At 41.7% G+C, this 18050-nt stretch carries 18 protein-coding genes; all 18 read right to left on the minus strand.

Translation table 11 applies throughout. The features are described 5' to 3' along the window. Positions 1-391: 391 nt before the first annotated feature. The 18 genes from lysS to HU823_RS21310 all read right to left on the minus strand — a co-directional run bounded on the left by lysS (position 392) and on the right by HU823_RS21310 (position 17830). Positions 392-1885 carry a lysine--tRNA ligase gene (gene lysS / locus HU823_RS21225; protein WP_197223285.1) on the minus strand — a complete coding sequence of 498 codons (1494 nt, stop codon included), beginning with the start codon at positions 1883-1885 and terminating at the stop codon, positions 392-394. 17 nt (positions 1886-1902) lie between these two features. Beyond that, on the minus strand, positions 1903-2316 hold the full coding sequence (locus HU823_RS21230) for a GreA/GreB family elongation factor (RefSeq protein ID WP_197223286.1): 414 nt from the start codon (positions 2314-2316) through the stop codon (positions 1903-1905). Positions 2317-2424: 108 nt separating this feature from the next. Continuing rightward, positions 2425-3411, minus strand: coding sequence for a tRNA dihydrouridine synthase DusB (dusB, locus tag HU823_RS21235; RefSeq protein ID WP_255548993.1), 987 nt, complete (start codon positions 3409-3411; stop codon positions 2425-2427). Between the two features lie 46 nt (positions 3412-3457). After that, complete coding sequence (locus tag HU823_RS21240; protein ID WP_144704868.1) at positions 3458-3655, minus strand: helix-turn-helix domain-containing protein; 198 nt, start codon at positions 3653-3655, stop codon at positions 3458-3460. After that, positions 3607-4140 (minus strand): 2-amino-4-hydroxy-6-hydroxymethyldihydropteridine diphosphokinase, encoded by a 534-nt coding sequence (gene folK, locus HU823_RS21245; RefSeq protein ID WP_144704865.1) that lies wholly within the window; start codon positions 4138-4140, stop codon positions 3607-3609. The genes HU823_RS21240 and folK overlap by 49 nt, the downstream gene beginning before the upstream one ends. Then, positions 4141-4503, minus strand: coding sequence for a dihydroneopterin aldolase (folB, locus tag HU823_RS21250; RefSeq protein ID WP_144704862.1), 363 nt, complete (start codon positions 4501-4503; stop codon positions 4141-4143). Then, positions 4496-5341 carry a dihydropteroate synthase gene (gene folP / locus HU823_RS21255; RefSeq protein WP_370630162.1) on the minus strand — a complete coding sequence of 282 codons (846 nt, stop codon included), beginning with the start codon at positions 5339-5341 and terminating at the stop codon, positions 4496-4498. Before folP ends, folB begins: the two co-directional genes overlap by 8 nt. A 34-nt stretch (positions 5342-5375) precedes the next feature. Then, positions 5376-6224: an aminodeoxychorismate lyase gene (gene pabC / locus HU823_RS21260; protein ID WP_197223288.1), complete on the minus strand. Its 849-nt coding sequence runs from the start codon at positions 6222-6224 to the stop codon at positions 5376-5378. Continuing rightward, positions 6209-6805, minus strand: coding sequence for an aminodeoxychorismate/anthranilate synthase component II (gene pabA / locus HU823_RS21265; RefSeq protein WP_144704853.1), 597 nt, complete (start codon positions 6803-6805; stop codon positions 6209-6211). Before pabA ends, pabC begins: the two co-directional genes overlap by 16 nt. A gap of 28 nt (positions 6806-6833) precedes the next feature. Then, complete coding sequence (locus HU823_RS21270; RefSeq protein WP_197223308.1) at positions 6834-8258, minus strand: anthranilate synthase component I family protein; 1425 nt, start codon at positions 8256-8258, stop codon at positions 6834-6836. A 436-nt stretch (positions 8259-8694) separates the two neighbouring features. Then, a complete protein-coding gene (gene cysK / locus HU823_RS21275) occupies positions 8695-9621 on the minus strand; it encodes a cysteine synthase A (protein WP_066390567.1) in 927 nt (308 codons plus the stop codon). Positions 9622-9778: 157 nt separating this feature from the next. Continuing rightward, entirely contained in the window at positions 9779-10663 is an 885-nt protein-coding gene (gene hslO / locus HU823_RS21280; RefSeq protein WP_144704850.1) for an Hsp33 family molecular chaperone HslO, read from the minus strand. Between the two features lie 13 nt (positions 10664-10676). After that, on the minus strand, positions 10677-11447 hold the full coding sequence (locus HU823_RS21285; RefSeq protein ID WP_144704848.1) for a type III pantothenate kinase: 771 nt from the start codon (positions 11445-11447) through the stop codon (positions 10677-10679). A 713-nt stretch (positions 11448-12160) separates the two neighbouring features. Beyond that, complete coding sequence (ftsH, locus tag HU823_RS21290) at positions 12161-14065, minus strand: ATP-dependent zinc metalloprotease FtsH (protein ID WP_197223289.1); 1905 nt, start codon at positions 14063-14065, stop codon at positions 12161-12163. Between the two features lie 42 nt (positions 14066-14107). Next, positions 14108-14653: a hypoxanthine phosphoribosyltransferase gene (gene hpt / locus HU823_RS21295; protein WP_066390553.1), complete on the minus strand. Its 546-nt coding sequence runs from the start codon at positions 14651-14653 to the stop codon at positions 14108-14110. Between the two features lie 21 nt (positions 14654-14674). Then, on the minus strand, positions 14675-16057 hold the full coding sequence (gene tilS / locus HU823_RS21300) for a tRNA lysidine(34) synthetase TilS (RefSeq protein ID WP_370630163.1): 1383 nt from the start codon (positions 16055-16057) through the stop codon (positions 14675-14677). An 86-nt stretch (positions 16058-16143) separates the two neighbouring features. After that, on the minus strand, positions 16144-17115 hold the full coding sequence (locus HU823_RS21305) for a serine/threonine protein kinase (protein WP_197223291.1): 972 nt from the start codon (positions 17113-17115) through the stop codon (positions 16144-16146). Beyond that, a complete protein-coding gene (locus HU823_RS21310) occupies positions 17078-17830 on the minus strand; it encodes a vWA domain-containing protein (RefSeq protein ID WP_144704837.1) in 753 nt (250 codons plus the stop codon). The genes HU823_RS21305 and HU823_RS21310 overlap by 38 nt, the downstream gene beginning before the upstream one ends. Positions 17831-18050: the final 220 nt, after the last annotated feature.

Consider the following 18050-nt stretch of genomic DNA (forward strand, 5'->3'; position numbering starts at 1 on the left):
TTTTGTTTCGTTTTTGTTAGCCGCTCGTTTTGGCGACTTTATTAGATTACCATGTCGCAACCCTCGTTGTCAACAGCTTTTTTCAAAAACTTTTAATCGTTTATGTGAAGCTCATCAACATGTCAGTATTCCTTGCGACGAAGAATAATATACCATCATTTTCGCTCTTGTACAATAGTTTTTAAGAAAAAAAGATAACTTTTATATACGCTTTTATCCAGTATTTAAAGCTTATACAAGATACAGCGATCGCGCGTCCTACTTTATACAAGATATAGTGATATGGTAATCAATAAATAACACCTTCATTATGATACTCTTTTTGTTAATTCCTATACTTACATCTCCATAAAATCAAAAAGCCAGCACGCAGCTGGCTTTTTAGACTTAATTATTTTTCAGAGTGACGCATTTGTGGGAAAAGGAGAACGTCTCGGATAGATGGTGAGTTTGTTAACAGCATCACTAGACGATCGATTCCGATTCCTAGTCCACCTGTAGGAGGCATACCATATTCAAGTGCCTCTACAAAATCTTCGTCCATCATATGCGCTTCGTCATTACCTTCAGCACGTTCTTTCAGTTGCTCTTCAAAACGTTCACGCTGATCGATTGGGTCATTCAGCTCAGAGAATGCGTTGGCATGCTCACGACCGACAATAAATAGCTCAAAACGATCAGTAAAGCGAGGATCCTCAGGATTCTTCTTCGCTAAAGGTGAGATCGCAACTGGATGACCGTACACGAATGTAGGCTGAATTAGTTTTTCTTCTACAAAGTGTTCAAAGAATTCATTTACAACATGACCATATGACATGTTGTCTTTTACAGGTACATTATGTTCTTTAGCTAGAGCACGAGCTTCTTCGTCTGTCATTTCAGGCCAGAAGTCTACGCCAGCTGCTTCTTTAATCGCGTCGACCATGTGTACTCTTTTCCAACGCGGCTTAAGATCTACTTCATAGTCTCCGTACGTAACTGTTGTTGTGCCTAATACATCTTCTGCGATGTGCGCGACCAAGTTCTCAGTTAATTCCATGATATCGAGGTAATCAGCGTATGCTTCATACAGCTCGATCATCGTAAATTCCGGATTATGACGAGTTGATACTCCTTCATTACGGAATACGCGACCGATCTCGTATACCTTCTCAAGTCCACCTACGATTAGACGCTTAAGGTGAAGCTCGATAGCAATCCGCATGTAAAGCTCCATATCGAGTGCATTATGATGCGTGATGAACGGACGAGCAGATGCTCCACCAGGAATGGAATGCATAGTAGGCGTTTCTACTTCTAAATATCCATTGTCATCTAAATAGCGGCGCATAGAACGGATGATCTTAGAACGAGAAATAAACGTATCTTTTACTTCCGGGTTCATGATCAGGTCCACATAACGTTGACGGTAGCGCTGTTCAACATCTTTTAGTCCATGAAACTTATCAGGAAGTGGACGCAGGGATTTGGTTAGTAACTGAAAATCCTTCGCTTTAATAGAAAGTTCTCCTACTTTCGTTTTAAAGACAAGTCCTGTTACCCCTACCCAGTCACCGATATCAATCGTATTGAATAGTTCGTATTGCTCATCACCAACAGCATCTAATCTTACATAGATCTGGATCTTTCCAGATAAATCTTGAATATGAGCAAATCCAGCTTTCCCTTTTCCGCGTTTTGTCATAATGCGACCAGCGAGAGTAACTGAAATCTCTTCATTATCAAGTTCTTCTTTTTCTTTTTCTCCGTATTCTGCAACAAGATCTGCTGCAGTATGTGTACGGTCGAACTTTGTACCGAAAGGATCTACTCCTTTTTCCGTTAATGCAGTTAACTTTTCTCTTCTAACACGAAGCAAATCATTTAATTCTACTTCTTGGCTCATGGGAACACTCCTAGCTTTTAGCAGTTTTGAATATCAAGTATGGTATAAGTTAAATCTTCGCCGAAAGGAACACGTACAGTTAAAGTTGAGTGAATCGTTTTTCCAATCGCAGCTTTTGCGATGGGGGATTGCACCGAGATCATGTTTTCACGGGGATCAGCTTCAAATGGATGGACAATCGTATATGTGTACCGTTCTTTATGAAAGGTATCTTCAATTGTAATAGTAGAGCCGGGTTCTACATAACAGCCCGCTTCTCTAACCATCGGCCATGTGATAGATTGAGCTAAAATATCTTTTATCTCAGACACCCGCGTATGAATGAATTCCTTTTCTGCTGTGTTTCGGCATTCCTTTTTACGTTTTGATAGGTATTGTAGTTCTTTTTCAAGATTCCTGGTGCCTTCTTGGGTGAGTTTGAGCATAGCCATAAGCTATTCCTCCTCCATTATAATAAAGAAAAACACCGGATGCTGAATCTGTTGTTATTAAGCAAACAACAGCCAGTCATCTGATGATCTGGCTGTATGTTGCTGGTGTTAGCTGATTTTTTGTACTTCTTCTAATTGATCAACATACCCAAACAATAGTTTACTCATCTCTTCACGAGTAGTCATCTGGTTAATCTCGTTTCGAACAGAACCAGTTTGAGGCAAGCCTTTAAGGTACCAAGCAGCATGCTTCCTCATCTCTCTTGCAGCAACATCTTCACCTTTAAGATCGATTAAACGATCCATATGAAGCATGCAGATGTTCATCTTTTCACGCGCAGTAGGTTCAGGCGCAATGATTCCGTTCTCTAGATATTGAACAGTTCGATAAAGCATCCATGGGTTGCCAAGTGCAGCTCTTCCGATCATAACTCCGTCAACACCGTATTGATCCATGCGATCTTTCGCTTCTTGAGGAGAAGAGATATCACCATTACCGATAACCGGAATAGATACGTTCTTCTTCACTTCACCAATGATGTCCCAATCCGCTACTCCTTCATACATCTGAACACGCGTACGGCCGTGAACAGCAACAGCGGCTCCGCCAGCACGTTCAACCGCTTGTGCATTCTTAACAGCATAGATGTGATCTTCATCCCAACCGATACGCATTTTTACAGTTACCGGTTTCTGAACTGCATCAACCGTAGCTGCTACCATCTCATAAATCTTATCTGGGTCAAGCAGCCACTTTGCTCCTGCATCACATTTAGTGATTTTAGGAACCGGGCAACCCATATTGATATCAATAATGTCTGCGTTCGTATTTTTATCGACGTATTTAGCTGCAGCCACTAACGATTCACGCTCGCCTCCAAATATCTGCAGACTAAGTGGTTTTTCGCGTTCATCTACATAAAGCATCTTTAAAGACCTTTCGTTCTCATGCAGAATCCCTTTGTCACTTACCATCTCTGCGCAGACGAGCCCCGCTCCGAACTCTTTAGCGATCAATCGGAAAGCAGGATTACACACACCGGCCATTGGCGCTAGAACTACCGGGTTCTTTAAATGAATATCACCGATCTTCAAGTTAACTATCACCTCGTTCCTCTTACAGGCTTTATATATCGATTACTTATTGTAATTCTTCTACGTTAATGCTGAATTGATCTGCTATTCTTTTAATCAGATCCCCTTTAGGCTTTCGGCTGCCCCTTTCCACCTCACCTAGAACCGAAACTGAGATTCCGATGTCTTTAGCAAGCTGTTCTTGGGTGTAGCCTTTTAACTTTCTGAACGCACGGATGCGTCTTCCCAGTCGGTCTTCTTCCATATGCGTACACCTTCTTTATCTCTTTGTTCGCAAAGGACTTGATGTAACGAAATTGAATTCTCCGGGTAAATATCATCTGGAGCAATTTCACATAGAGGTATGAGAACAAACGCCCTTTCAAGCATACGTGGGTGCGGAATCGTTAACTCTTCCGTCTGTATACTTACACTATTATACAATAAAATGTCAAGGTCTATTGTTCGCGGTCCCCATTTTTGAACCCTTTTCCGGTCTAGTTTCAACTCTACGTCTTGCAGTTTACTCAAAAGCGCCTGTGGAGAAAGGGTGGTTTTGAGTTTTAATGCTAAATTTAAGAATAATGGCTGATCCGTCACACCTACAGGATCTGTCTCATAAATCGAAGAGACGGATTCGATACTAATGTCATCAAACTCTTCTAATAAAGAAATGGCTTGGTTAAGCAGTCCCTCTCTATCTCCCATATTAGAGCCTACAGAAAGATATACAATATTGTTACCGTCCATCTATACCCGTCCCCTTGTGATCTCCACAGCTACCGATTCATAATGTCCAGGAATCGGAGGATCTGGTTTGATTACTTTGACCACCACTTCATCCACCAGCATAAACTTGCTAAGGATGGAGCCTGAAATCGCTTCAGCCAATGTTTCTAAAAGCTTGACCGGCTCACCTTCTACGATTTCTTTAACCGCTCCGTATACTTCTCCATAATTAACTGTATTGTTTAGTTCATCGGACAGTCCAGCTTGGGAAAGGTCCATTGATAATACTACGTCCACATTAAAACGCTGTCCAAGCTTTTGCTCTTCATTAAACACACCATGATAGCCATAGAACCTCATACCGTTCACATACATTTTATCCATGAGACACCGCTCCTTTTTTGAGCATGATGTCCATCATCTTCGTCATTCTGCTCATTTCTTTTACATCATGAACGCGAACGATCGAACAACCGCGTTCAATCCCAAGGCAAACTGTAGCACCTGTTCCTTCTACTCGCTCTTCAACGGGCAGATCGAGTGCTTTTCCGATCATCGATTTACGTGAAGTTCCTAATAAGACAGGATAGCCCATCTGCACAATTTCATTCAGTCGCCGAATCGTTTCAAGGTTTTGTTCGAACGTCTTAACAAAACCAACACCTGGATCTAAAATGATGTTATCAGGGTTAACGCCTGCCTTAACCGTAATCGCAATACTATGCTCTAGATCAGCGATTACATCTGGCATGAATCCTTGGTAGTTCGTATCAAATCGGTTATGCATGAGAATGACCGGCACATTCGTTTCCGCCATCACCCTCGGCATATCTGGATCAAATTTAGCTCCCCATACATCATTAATGATATGAGCACCTGCTTTTATCGCTTGATAAGCAGTTTCTGCTTTATACGTATCAATCGATAAAGGAACGTTTACTTCCTTTCTTAAAGCTTCTATTACAGGAATCACACGTTCGAGCTCTTGTTCGAGCGGCACTTTCTCTGCACCAGGTCTAGTGGACTCTCCGCCGATGTCAATCATATCAGCGCCGTCCTTCACCATCTGCTTCGCATGAGAGATCGCCTGTTCGATCCGGTTGTGATGTCCGCCATCGGAAAACGAATCTGGTGTCACATTAAGAATGCCCATCACATATGTTTTTTTTGAAAAATCAAGTACGTACTCACCGCAGTTCATTTTTTGCTGCCTTAGCATCATCTCGTGCATGGAGAATCTATCCTTTCAAAAAACATCAAATACTTCGATATTGTTTCTTCGTATGTTTCATGTAGAGCTCTCTAAACTTCTGATACGCTTCACCTTCAGCTCCAAGAAACGTTGTATCTTGAAAATGACTGACTGGAACGAGCTCTTGTATTGAGTTCGTAAGGAAAACTTCATCCGCTTCCGTTAAAGTCTCAATAGTATAGTTCCCCGTTTCTAGAGGAATGTTCAACCGTTTTGATGCATGCATGACCCAATTTCTTGTAATCCCCTCTAAAATTCCAGTGGACGTGTGAGGAGTATAGAGCTTGTTATCTTTGTACCAAAAGAGGTTTGATACGGTTCCTTCACAGATATAGCCTTCTTGAGTCAGGAAAATACCTTCTTGATTCATGTTAGAAAGCTCTCTTTTGCCCAATATGCTGTTTAAATAGTGGTGGGATTTCAGCCGTTTCTCACCTTCTGGCGTATTGCGTCTTGTTTTGAGTAGAACCAGCTCTTTTTCAGAAACTGAACTTGTTTCAACGAGCGGCTTTGTGTACAAAATAACGACAGGTTCCTCATATGAATCTGTCTGTAATCCGATATCACCTACGCCTGCAGATACATTAAGTCTAAAATAAGCATCATTCATCTTATTCTTAGATATAAGGGTATTCACCATCTCTATAACTGTATCTGCATCAAGAACAAGATTAATATTCAATTCGTCTAACGCTTCACTTAGACGGTTCAAGTGTTCCTGTATTAAAAAAGGAAAACCATCATACGTTCTGAATGTTTCAAACGCCCCTAAACCATACATGAAGCCATGATCATAAGGTGAGATCATAGCTTCATCTTTGGAAACTACTTTTCCGTTTAAATAGATGTACATGTAACTTCCTTGCCTTTATAAAAATCAATAAAATTTCTTAACAATTTCTTTCCATCTTCCGTTAGTATGGACTCCGGATGATATTGAACCCCTTCGATCGGAAGCTCTTTGTGGCGAATGCCCATGATCTCTCCTTCATCTGTCCAAGAAGAAATCTCAAAGCATTCAGGCAGTGTTTCTCTTTTTACGATCAATGAATGATAGCGTGTTGCAGGAAATTCTTGCGGAAGTCCGTTATAAACCGTCTTCCCGTCATGAAGAACAGGGGACACTTTACCATGCATCAATCGCTCTGCACGTACCACGTCTCCGCCGAACACTTGCGCGATCGACTGATGACCTAAGCAAACTCCGAAAATCGGTATCTTTCCTGCAAAATGCGAGATCGCTTCTAGGGAGATACCTGCTTCATTCGGAGAACACGGTCCCGGAGAAATCATTAAGAAATCGGGATTTAGTTGTTCAATCTCTTGAATCGTTATCTCATCATTTCGTTTTACGACTAACTCCTCACCCATCTCACCTAAATACTGAACGAGGTTGTACGTAAAAGAATCGTAGTTATCAATCATTAAAATCATCTCGTCTCATCTCCTCTCATGTGCTGTCTTATACCAAAATTGACCCGAGCTCACTTTGCTCTTTGGCACGCCACAGCGCCTCTGCTTTTTTTAGACTTTCCTTGTACTCACTTTCAGGTATAGAGTCAATAACGATACCCGCACCCGCTTGAACGTGTGCAGTTTCATTTTGACATACCATCGTCCGAATTGCGATATTCATTTCCGTATCGCCGTTAAAACCGATCCAGCCGATACTTCCAGTGTACACACCTCTACGAACAGGCTCTAACTCTTCGATGATCTCCATCGTTCTAACTTTTGGAGCGCCCGTGATCGTACCGCCCGGGAATGTCGCTTTAATGCAATCGAACGCATCAAACTCCGGCCTTAATGTTCCAACCACATTCGAGACAATGTGCATCACGTGTGAATACCTTTCGATCACCATGAACTCATCGACATTCACACTGCCATAAACCGAAACTTTACCAAGGTCGTTTCGTTCAAGATCGACGAGCATCACATGCTCTGCTCGTTCTTTCTCATTTTCGATCAGCGTGTTTGCAAGCTCGATATCTTCTTCCTCTGTTCTGCCTCGCGGTCGTGTTCCCGCGATCGGACGCGTGCTGATCAGGTCACCTTTCTTCTTCACCAAAAGTTCAGGTGATGCACTAACAAGCTGAAAGTCTGGTGTTTCTAAGTAACTCATATATGGAGATGGGTTGATTCTTCTTAATTCTTCATAAACGTTTAAAGGAGTTGTTCGTAGAGCCTTTGACTGACGAACAGAAAGATTCACTTGAAATACATCACCATCAGAAATATATCTTTGAATCTTTTTAACCGCTTCTACAAAAACATCCTCAGTCATAGAAACGTGTTTAAAATCTTCAATGGAATAGTTCTGAATCTCTTGATCCACTTCTGTAGTAGCAGATAGAGGCGCTTCCCACATTTCTTTGTAAGCTCGCAGCTTGTCTATGCTATAAGAGTCATCCTTATCTTCAGTCAACGTTATAATCCACAACATACTTGTTTCATGTTCATAAACAAACACATCTTTAAACAGCAAAAAGTATAAATCCGGAAGACCAAGATCATCTTCTGAAGTTACAGGCAGTTTTTCAAACTCGCGCGTCAGATCATAGCTCAAATAACCGATAGCTCCACCCGTAAAGTCTGGCAATCCTTCTACTTGCTCCACATCAAAGTCTTTAAACCAGTTCTGAAACTGCTCATATATCGGGCCTTTACGTGTAGTTGAGCCCTCATCTGTTTTGATTGTTAGAACGTCATGTTTGCCAGTGACTTCAGCAAACGGTGACAGACCGATAATGCTATACTTTCCAGTTCTTCCGCTCTCCAGCAAAACGTGGCGAGGTTCAGTTGCTGCTAATGATTTGTATTTGTAGAACCACTCTTCTTTAGTTAGAGGTATACATGAATGCATGACATGCCATTTTTTGTTCATCCCCATACGGTCACTCTCCCAAAAATCTTCTGCTTACATTGTACATGAGGTGTTTCACTTTGGCACACCTTTCTCCTAATTTCCTGCATTTACATGGGTATTATCTCCACTTTAATAGTCTTAAGAGATGATGACCTTGTGTAGTGTTGAAAAAGCGACGATTGTTTTAGAAAAAAGCTCTTATAAAAGAACAAAATTAACTAAAGGAATGGTTCTGAGGAATTAAGACACCAAATTTAATAGACTTTCTGGACCTATAACAGATTTTAGGTAAAACGGAGTGGGGTATACACGTCGATAATTCATGAAATCTCAGCTATAATTCAGGAAATTTTAGATTTATTCCGGCGAGTTGACAAAGTTCGACGATCCCAACCCGTCAAATACCCCCACCCTTAACAAAAAAAGCCCCCAGAAAGGGAGCTCACTAAAAGAATTAATCTTCAAATTGGTACAGTGGGGTACTTAAGTAACGTTCCCCGTTACTTGGAATGATGGCTAAAACTTTTTTGCCTTTGCCAAGCTTCTTAGCAACTTTTAATGCTGCTGATATGGCTGCACCAGAAGAAATACCGCCTAAAAGCCCTTCTTCACGCGCCGCTTTTCTCGCCCATTCGAAAGCTTCATCGTTTGAGATGGTTAAAACTTCATCGTAGATGTCTGTTTTTAAAATATCCGGCACAAAACCTGCGCCGATTCCTTGTATCTTGTGCGGTCCCGGTTTTCCACCAGATAATACAGGAGAATCAGTCGGTTCAACCGCATAGATCTTAATCTCTGGATATTTTTCTTTTAAGACCTGACCTGCACCTGTTATTGTTCCGCCTGTGCCGATTCCAGATACGAATGCGTCTAGACCGTCTGGGAATTGTGAAACGATCTCTTGACCTGTCGTATTTCGATGGATGGCAGGGTTTGCTTCATTCTTAAACTGCTGTGGCATGAAGTAACCTTTTTCTTTTGCTAGTTCTTCAGCTTTTCTAATCGCTCCGCCCATTCCTTCAGGTCCAGGGGTTAGGACAAGGTCCGCTCCATAAGCTCTCAAAAGATTTCTTCTTTCTAAACTCATCGTTTCAGGCATGACAAGAACCGTTTTGTATCCTTTTGCTGCAGCAACCATCGCTAAACCAATTCCTGTGTTACCACTTGTCGGTTCAACAATCGTATCTTCTGCTTTTAATTTTCCGCTTTTCTCTGCATCTTCAATCATCGCTAATGCGATACGGTCTTTTACACTGCTTCCCGGATTCATGAACTCTAACTTCAGGTAAACATCTGCCATATCCTCTGATGTGATGCGATTCAATTTCACTACCGGCGTTTGACCGATCAGATCTGTGATTGATTGTGCCACTCTTGCCATTTGCCATCACTCCTAAAACCGAGTATTTTTATTGGATTAATTGTAGCAACCCTGGAAATACTCTGTCAATTTTATTGCATACGAAAATCATCTCTTACAATGGTACGCAGAATTTTTTATTTCATGTATAAAACAAAACCCGGAGCGAAGTCCGGGTTTACGCTTTTGCTTGATCCAGCAAGGTTTGAAGTTCTTCTTTTGTAAAGATATAAGTGGCGTTACAGAATTGACAGTTTGTTTCGGCTTGGCCGTCTTCTTCTATAATATCTGAGATTTCTTGTTCACCCAGACTTACGATCGCCTGTCCAAAACGCTCATGTGAGCATGTACACTGAAAACGCACAGGAGACTTCTCAAGAATTTGGACTTGGTCTTCTCCTAAAAGTTCAAATAAAATTTCTTCCGGTGTCATCCCTTTTTCGATCAATCGAGAAATCGGAGGAATCGCGTTGATTCTTTCTTCGAGTAAATCAACGATTGCATCCGAAGCATTCGGCATCACTTGTACGATAAAACCACCTGATGCTTTGATCGAATTGTCCGGATTCACAAGAACGCCAACACCTACTGCAGAAGGCACCTGTTCAGAAGAAGCAAAGTAATACGTAAAGTCCTCTCCTAGTTCACCAGAAACCATCGGCACTTGTCCTGTGAACTTTTCGCGCATTCCGATATCTTTTAGAACTGATAGATATCCGTCTTTCCCTACCGCCCTTGCTACATCCAGCTTTCCTTTGCTGTTCAGTTCAAAGTGAGTATGAGGATTCGTTACATAACCACGTGTCTCACCTTTTGTATTGCTATCTACGATGATCACTCCGATTGGACCGCCGCCTTCAATCTTCACCGTTATGCTGTTGTTTTCACCTTTTAGCATCATACCCATCATGGTCGATGCAGTCATAGCTCTTCCTAAAGCAGCCGAAGCTGTCGGCCATGTATCGTGTCTTCTTTGTCCTTCACTTACCATCTCAGTAGAAGAGATCGCATAAGCACGGATCTGCCCATCATAAGCAAGGGCTTTAATTAAATAATCATTCATTGAAACTCACCCTTTAACCATTTTTATTTTTATCGTATATCAGCAATAGACCTTTTAATGTTAAAAATGGATCAACGTGATCGATCACGTTGCTTTCCGCTGCAATTAAATTCGCAAGTCCGCCGGTTGCAATTACTTTTGGTTCAACGTCAGACTGTTCTTTCATCCTTTTTACAATACCCTCTACTTGTCCTACATATCCATAGAGAATACCCGCTTGCATCGCGTTCACCGTATTCTTTCCGATCACACCTTCAGGCTTAGCAATCTCAATACGCGGCAGCTTGGCAGCTTTCGTATAAAGAGCCTCTGTAGAAATGTTGATACCCGGCGCGATCGCTCCACCCATATACTGTTTGTTTTCATTGATATAACAATACGTAGTAGCTGTACCAAAATCAACGATGATAAGCGGTGCATCATATTCGTGAATAGCAGCAACTGCGTTAACAATTCGGTCTGCTCCTACTTCTCTTGGGTTTTCATATTTAATATTCAACCCTGTCTTAATACCAGGTCCCACTACTAATGGACGCTGGTTAAAATATTTCACACACATACGCTCTAAGGCGAACATGATTGGTGGAACAACCGAAGATATAATGATACCTTCTATCTGCTCTTTATGAATATTAACGTGGCGGAACAGATCGAGTATCAGCATGCCATACTCATCTTCTGTTTTTTCACGTGATGTATGAATTCTCCAATGATGTTTCAGTTCATCATTCTCGTAGAGTCCTAAAACAATATTCGTATTTCCGACATCAAACACAAAAATCATGGAATTTGTCCCCGCTTCTTATCTTAAGTTTCTATAATAGTTATAACATAAAACGTATAGGAGTAAAGCAAGGCGGCTTATTGAGGAGAGTTTCGCTGATTCAAGGTGTTATTTGAAAGGGTTGATTTACGTTACAGGTACTCGCTTTCCGCGGGGCAGGCGGTGAGCCACATTCGTACGTTTCACGTATAAGTGTCTCACCCGCCCGCCTGTCCCGCAGGAGTCTCCTACCTTTCACTCCAATCCACCTGTCAGTGAAGGGAAAGAACAAAACAATCCCAAATACCCGCTGCCTCTCTAGTATTAAATCATTCACTCGTATGGCTTATCCTTGAAGATAAAGGACAAAAAACGAAATCATAAGAGTTAAACTTTTTTAAAAAGATGTTTCCTAAAGGGTTGTTGCTTATGGATGTTTTTACATTATCTTCATTGACAAGTTGATTGTAGCGGAAGGTAGCCTGCCTGCCACATGAAAAACTTACCTGCAAGGCATGCGACGAGGAAGCTTACTACGAAAGCATTACATGTAGACGCAGGAGCAGGATACAAACCTTGAAGCGGTCAGGTGAGACCCTTAAAGGCGCGAAGCGGCAAGGGGCTCACCGGTCGCCCCATGGAAAGCGAGCAACCTGGAGCGGAAATCAACTACTTTCAAAAGCAAAAAGTAATACAAAAAAGGACACCTCATCTCTGAGGTGTCCTTTTAAAAATTAATCTTGTTTTGGTTCTACATCTTTTTTGTTAAGTGTTACTTTAACATCATCAGATGGGTTAGAAATCGTTTTTCTGTCAGGTAGTTTACCTGTTTTAACGAGTTCTTTGATTTGTTCTTCATCAAGCGTTTCTACAGTTAACAATGTTTGAGCGATGATTTCTAACTTAGAATTATGTTCAGTAAGGATCTGACGGCAACGCTCGTAAGATTCTTTGATGATACGCTGAACTTCTAAATCGATCTCATGCGCGATTGCATCACTATAGTTTTGCTCGTTATTGAAGTCTCTTCCTAAGAAGACTTGACCGCCTTGTGATGAACCGAATTGCATCGGCCCTAGGCGTTCACTCATACCAAACTCGGTTACCATGCGGCGAGCAATTCCAGTCGCACGCTGGAAGTCATTATGAGCTCCCGTACTTACTTCTTGGAACGTAATCTCTTCAGCCACACGGCCTCCAAGAAGTCCAACGATCTTATCTTCTAATTCAGGTTTTGTCATAAAGTAACGATCTTCTTTCGGAAGCATTACTGTGTAACCACCTGCTTGACCACGAGGGACAACGGTAACTTTATGAACAGTGTCAGCTCCTTCAAGAACTAAACCGATAACAGTGTGACCAGCTTCATGATAAGCAACAATGTTCTTTTCTTTTTCGGAAATCACACGGCTCTTTTTCGCAGGTCCTGCAATAACGCGGTCGATCGCTTCATCAACGTCATCCATATCGATCTTTTTCTTATTCGTACGGGCAGCAACTAAAGCTGCTTCATTCAATAAGTTTTCTAAATCCGCACCAGAGAAACCTGGAGTGCGCATCGCGATCGTTTTCAAGTTAACGTCTTCTGCAAGCGGCTTATTGCGCGCATGCACTTGAAGTACTTCTTCACGTCCTTTTACATCTGGGCGGTTAACCGGAATCTGACGGTCAAAACGTCCCGGACGAAGAAGGGCTGGATCTAGAATATCAGCACGGTTGGTAGCTGCGATAATGATAATTCCTTCATTAGCACCGAAACCATCCATTTCAACTAGCAATTGGTTAAGTGTCTGCTCACGCTCGTCATGACCTCCGCCAAGACCAGCTCCACGCTGACGACCTACCGCATCAATCTCATCGATGAAGATGATACATGGTGCGTTTTTCTTAGCATTTTCAAACAAGTCACGAACACGTGATGCACCGACACCGACGAACATCTCTACGAAATCAGAACCTGAGATCGAGAAGAACGGAACGCCTGCTTCTCCTGCTACTGCACGTGCAAGAAGTGTTTTACCAGTACCCGGAGGTCCTACTAAAAGAACACCTTTTGGAATACGCGCACCTAGCGCAGAGAATTTACGCGGATCTTTTAAGAATTCAACAACTTCAACAAGCTCTTGTTTCTCTTCATCAGCACCAGCTACGTCTTTAAAGGTAACCTTTTTCTTTTCTTCGTTATAAAGCTTAGCTTTACTCTTACCAAAGTTCATTACTCGGCTTCCGCCGCCTTGCGCTTGGTTAAGCAAGAAGAAGAATAAGATAAAGATAATGACAAACGGAATTATTGAGGTGAAGAACGTCACCCAGCCACTCGTTTGTTCTTGCTGTTTAAACTCAACATTTGATGAATCAGCAAGCTTTTCAATCTCAGCCAATGTGTTGCCAGTTAGAGGAGCATTCGTTTGGAATACTTCTCCTTCTTTTGCGCCTTCAAGCTGACCGCGGACAACATATACGCCACCCTCAGGCTGGTAAACGATGCTTTCCACTTTGCCTGATTCGATGTACTTAGTCAGCTGATCATAACGAATTTCTTTGACTTCGTTGTTGTTGCCGTTAAAAAAGCTGACAACTCCAACCACAACTAAAAAGATTAATAAATAAAATATAGTATTACGGAAGATGCGATTCATTCCTTACCTCCTTAGGCGAACAATCAAATCTTATGCGGTGTTCTATTCTTTCTTTTCGTAAATCTCTGGCTTTAAAACGCCAATGTAAGGCAAGTTACGGTATCTCTCGATGTAGTCCAATCCATAACCAACAACAAAAGCATCAGGAACGATGAAGCCAGCAAGATCTGGAGCGATATCAACCTTACGTCCTGTAGGCTTATCAAGCAAAGTAACGATCTTAACCGATTTTGCTTTGCGTGCCTTAAACAGTTGAACGAGATAGCTGAGCGTTAAACCACTGTCAATAATATCTTCTACAATGATAACGTCTCGACCTTCTAAGGAAGTATCTAAATCTTTAACAATTTTAACTTGACCAGAAGAAACGGTAGATGCACCATAGCTGGAAACTGCCATTAAATCGATCTCAAGATGGATATCCATACGTTTGATCAAGTCTGCCATAAAAGGTAGAGCACCTTTTAAAACCCCGACCACCAATGGAAAGCGTTCCTTATATTCCACAGAAAGCTCTTTACCAAGTTCTTTAATCTTGTTTTGAATAGCTTCTTCGGAAATAAGTGTTTCTAAAATTTCATCATGCATGTTCAACAAGCCTCCTAGACGTCATGGCGATTTTTTATGAAAGCGTAGGATAACCCAAAGTTCTGATGGATTTATTTGATGACGTCTAATGTGTTTTAGCCCTGGAAGCCAAATAATCTTACCGGTTGCATCAACAACAATCGGCCAAACGTTTCTTTCTTCCTGCGGCACTTTAGCATCAATAAATATATCTTTTAATTTCCGAGAACCGACGCCGGCAATCGCCATCCGGTCACCTGGTTTTCGGGTGCGAACTCGTAACGGGAGATCAACCTCTTTCATTGAAAACACAAAAACATCTTTTCCTCTTTGTAAAGCGGGTTCACAATCTGTTATTTCAGCAGTTATACGTCCATTCGGCAATTCTACAAAACCGGGCAGCTCTAGTGAAAAGTCATAAGACTCTTCGTTATTTTTGACGATATGCTCAAAACTTAACAAACATCTGTCATAAGTTCGGCTGACTACTAAACCTGACGGAAAATGCAACATTCCGGACGGATGCTCACTTCCGAGCAAACTAAGAAAGTTTTCCTTATGTACAGAGGAAAGAGATGAAGGATTAATTTTATACAGATAGTTCAATATTAGTGTAATCCCTCTTTTTTGTAAAGGAATAGGCATCTTGTTAAAAGCAGATACAGATAACTCTATTTTCCCCTCTGTTCGCCTGATTAAAACCTTTTCTAACTCTATTTCAGCCAGTTTCAATATATACGCTTCATCTTCGGAAATAGTTTCACTTAAATACTGAAATCTTTCATGTACGTTAGGGTTTTCCTGTTTTAAAAAAGGCAGAATTTTTTTTCTGAAGCGATTCCGAACATATTTATCACTTTCATTGCTTGAATCGTAAACGGGAAACAGGTTTTCTACTTTACAATAATGCTCGATTTGGTCTTTTGTTATTCCTAAAAAAGGACGAATTATTTTCCCTGTAGCAAAAGGACGTTTCACCGGGATGCCAGCGGAACTTAATCCTTCGCTGCCCCTCGTCATCCTCATGAGCATCGTTTCTACTTGATCGTCGCCATGATGCGCGAGCGCCAGCGCCTCTGCACGGTGTTTTTTCATCACGTTCTCAAAAAAATTGTACCTGCAGATCCTAGCAGCAGTTTGTAAAGACAAGTTATGTTCTGCTTGATAGCTTGCAACATCTACGCTATCACCTTCAAAAGTAATATTCCGCTCGTCACAAAAGCTCTTAACATACGCGAGTTCTGATGCCGACTCGTCACCCCTTAAGCGATGATCGAATGAGGCAGCGACGATCTTAATTTTATAATACGAAGACCTTCTCCATAAAAAATGCAGCAATGCCAAAGAATCTGGTCCTCCGGAAACACCGATCACTACAGTTTGAGGAGCTGAAAGAAGCTGGTGTCTTTTAATAAAATTCTCCACTTCCTGCAACGTGAACCGCTCCTTCATTTAAATATCTAATCTAACCTTTTAAAATCATAACAAAGAATTGCAGGAACGAACACTATTTACATCGTTTGACCGAGCATGTAAAAAAAGTACACAACGAAAACAAACGTGAAGACTAAAAATGTTTCTACGATAAAGCTGCTTTTCTTTTTCTTTTGCGCTTGTCTTGATGTTGGTTTTTGTGTTGAATTCCTCTGTGTTTGAGGAGCTTTTGCTTTATCGTTAGCGTTCAATAAAAGAACGAGCTCGTTTCTCATCTCTTCTGCATTGCGATATTTGCCGTTCCACGCTTTTTGTAAGATAGGCGCGTACGGCTTAAGCATCGGACTGCCTGCTATTTTAGACTGAAACTGTTTATCGGGATCTCCGTTTTTCGTAAAACGTGAAGGATAAGCTAGATTCACCATCACCATACCCGCTGAGAACAGATCATACGATGGCTCTGCTTTTCTTGTTCCCTTACTCCAATATCCTCGATCATAGAACTCTGTGTATTCTTTGATCGACCTGTCCATCACAGTCGTTCCTCCAACATCAATCCAGCGGATTCGGTAAGGTGGGCCCGTGACAAGCAGGTTGTCAGGTTTCAAATCACCGAACGCCCATCCCGCCTGATGGAGGGTATGAAGATCTGTTAGTAACTGTACGAGCAAGATTCCTGCCCATTCTGGAGATTTTGTCTTCATAAAGTCAAAGAGCGTCTCTCCTTTTAAATACTCCATCGCATAAAAAGGGTATGTGGCAGTTTTTGTCACCCAGTCATCGACATCGATTAAAGAAGGTCCAAGGACTTTCCCCTGGACCTTAGAAAAACGCTTCAGTACATTTACTTCAGATGTGATCGACATCTGATCATGCCCGATCTTAAGAGCAACCACTCCTCGATCTGAATCAGCTAAATAGACGGCACCTGTTGCTCCATAACCTAAACGGCGCCGAATCCGATATCTGGAGTGATTCCACTTACCGCGTATTTCATCACCAACTGCTAAGTTACATACCGGACTCGTTCGTATATCCTGGGGCATCATCGGACAAGAATCTCCTTTTTGACGATCGTTTACGGCCAAAAGCCGCTATAGCCTCTTTTATCGCAGGACCTGTCGGTGTGATCCCGCCAAGTGAAATCTTTGAAAATGTTTTGCCGATCGATTCTAGTTTTGACGACCAGTTTAAAAGTTCTTCTGCCTCTGTTCTTTTGCCCGGAAAAACATAGAGTGCAAACTCGTTATCTCCAATTCTCGAATTCAACGATATAGAGAGATCAAGCAGAGACTCTTGAACCGTTAGCATCTTGTCTTCCATGGATCCAGAGGCATCAATCAAAACTAAGATCTCAAGGTTCATGGTCTCTCCCATCTCATCGACAACTTCAATAACTTCTCCTCGTTTGTCTGGCGGAAGATCTTCCATGGTAGACTGACTTCCAAGTATCTGTTGCAGCTCTGCGTTAACAACACCTTTTATCGTTTGGGCCATTGCTTTTTGAGTGACCATTTTCACCGTTTGTGCGAGTTGTTTCGTATAAACAACCTGACTTATGCCGCCGCCGGCCATCGCGATCTCTTCTACTTCTTTTAAACCCTGTCTATGATACTCTGGTGCATTCTCATTCAGTACACCAATAACGTTTACAGCTATTCCTTGTTCGTTAGCAAGTGCCGCCATTGCGATCGGATCTTCACCTTGGTTCGAGCACCCATCTGTAATCAGCAAAATTTGACGCAGCGTTCCTTTGTTTCGCATAACGCTAACCCCTCTCAAGTACGAATTTTAACTATTACCATCTTCGTCAAGAAAGCGGTGGTTTATACAGAGAAAAGACCGCAATACATAATCGCTAAATGAAGTCGGAGCGGGAATACTGTCCACTTATACATAAATACTGTCCAGTTTTCATTATTTACTGTCCACTTTTTAAATTTTACTGTCCACTTCTGCCAAAATACTGTCCACTTACAAATGC

Source organism: Fictibacillus sp. 18YEL24 (assembly GCF_015903855.1).
GTDB classification, from domain to species: Bacteria; Bacillota; Bacilli; order Bacillales; family Fictibacillaceae; genus Fictibacillus; species Fictibacillus phosphorivorans_C.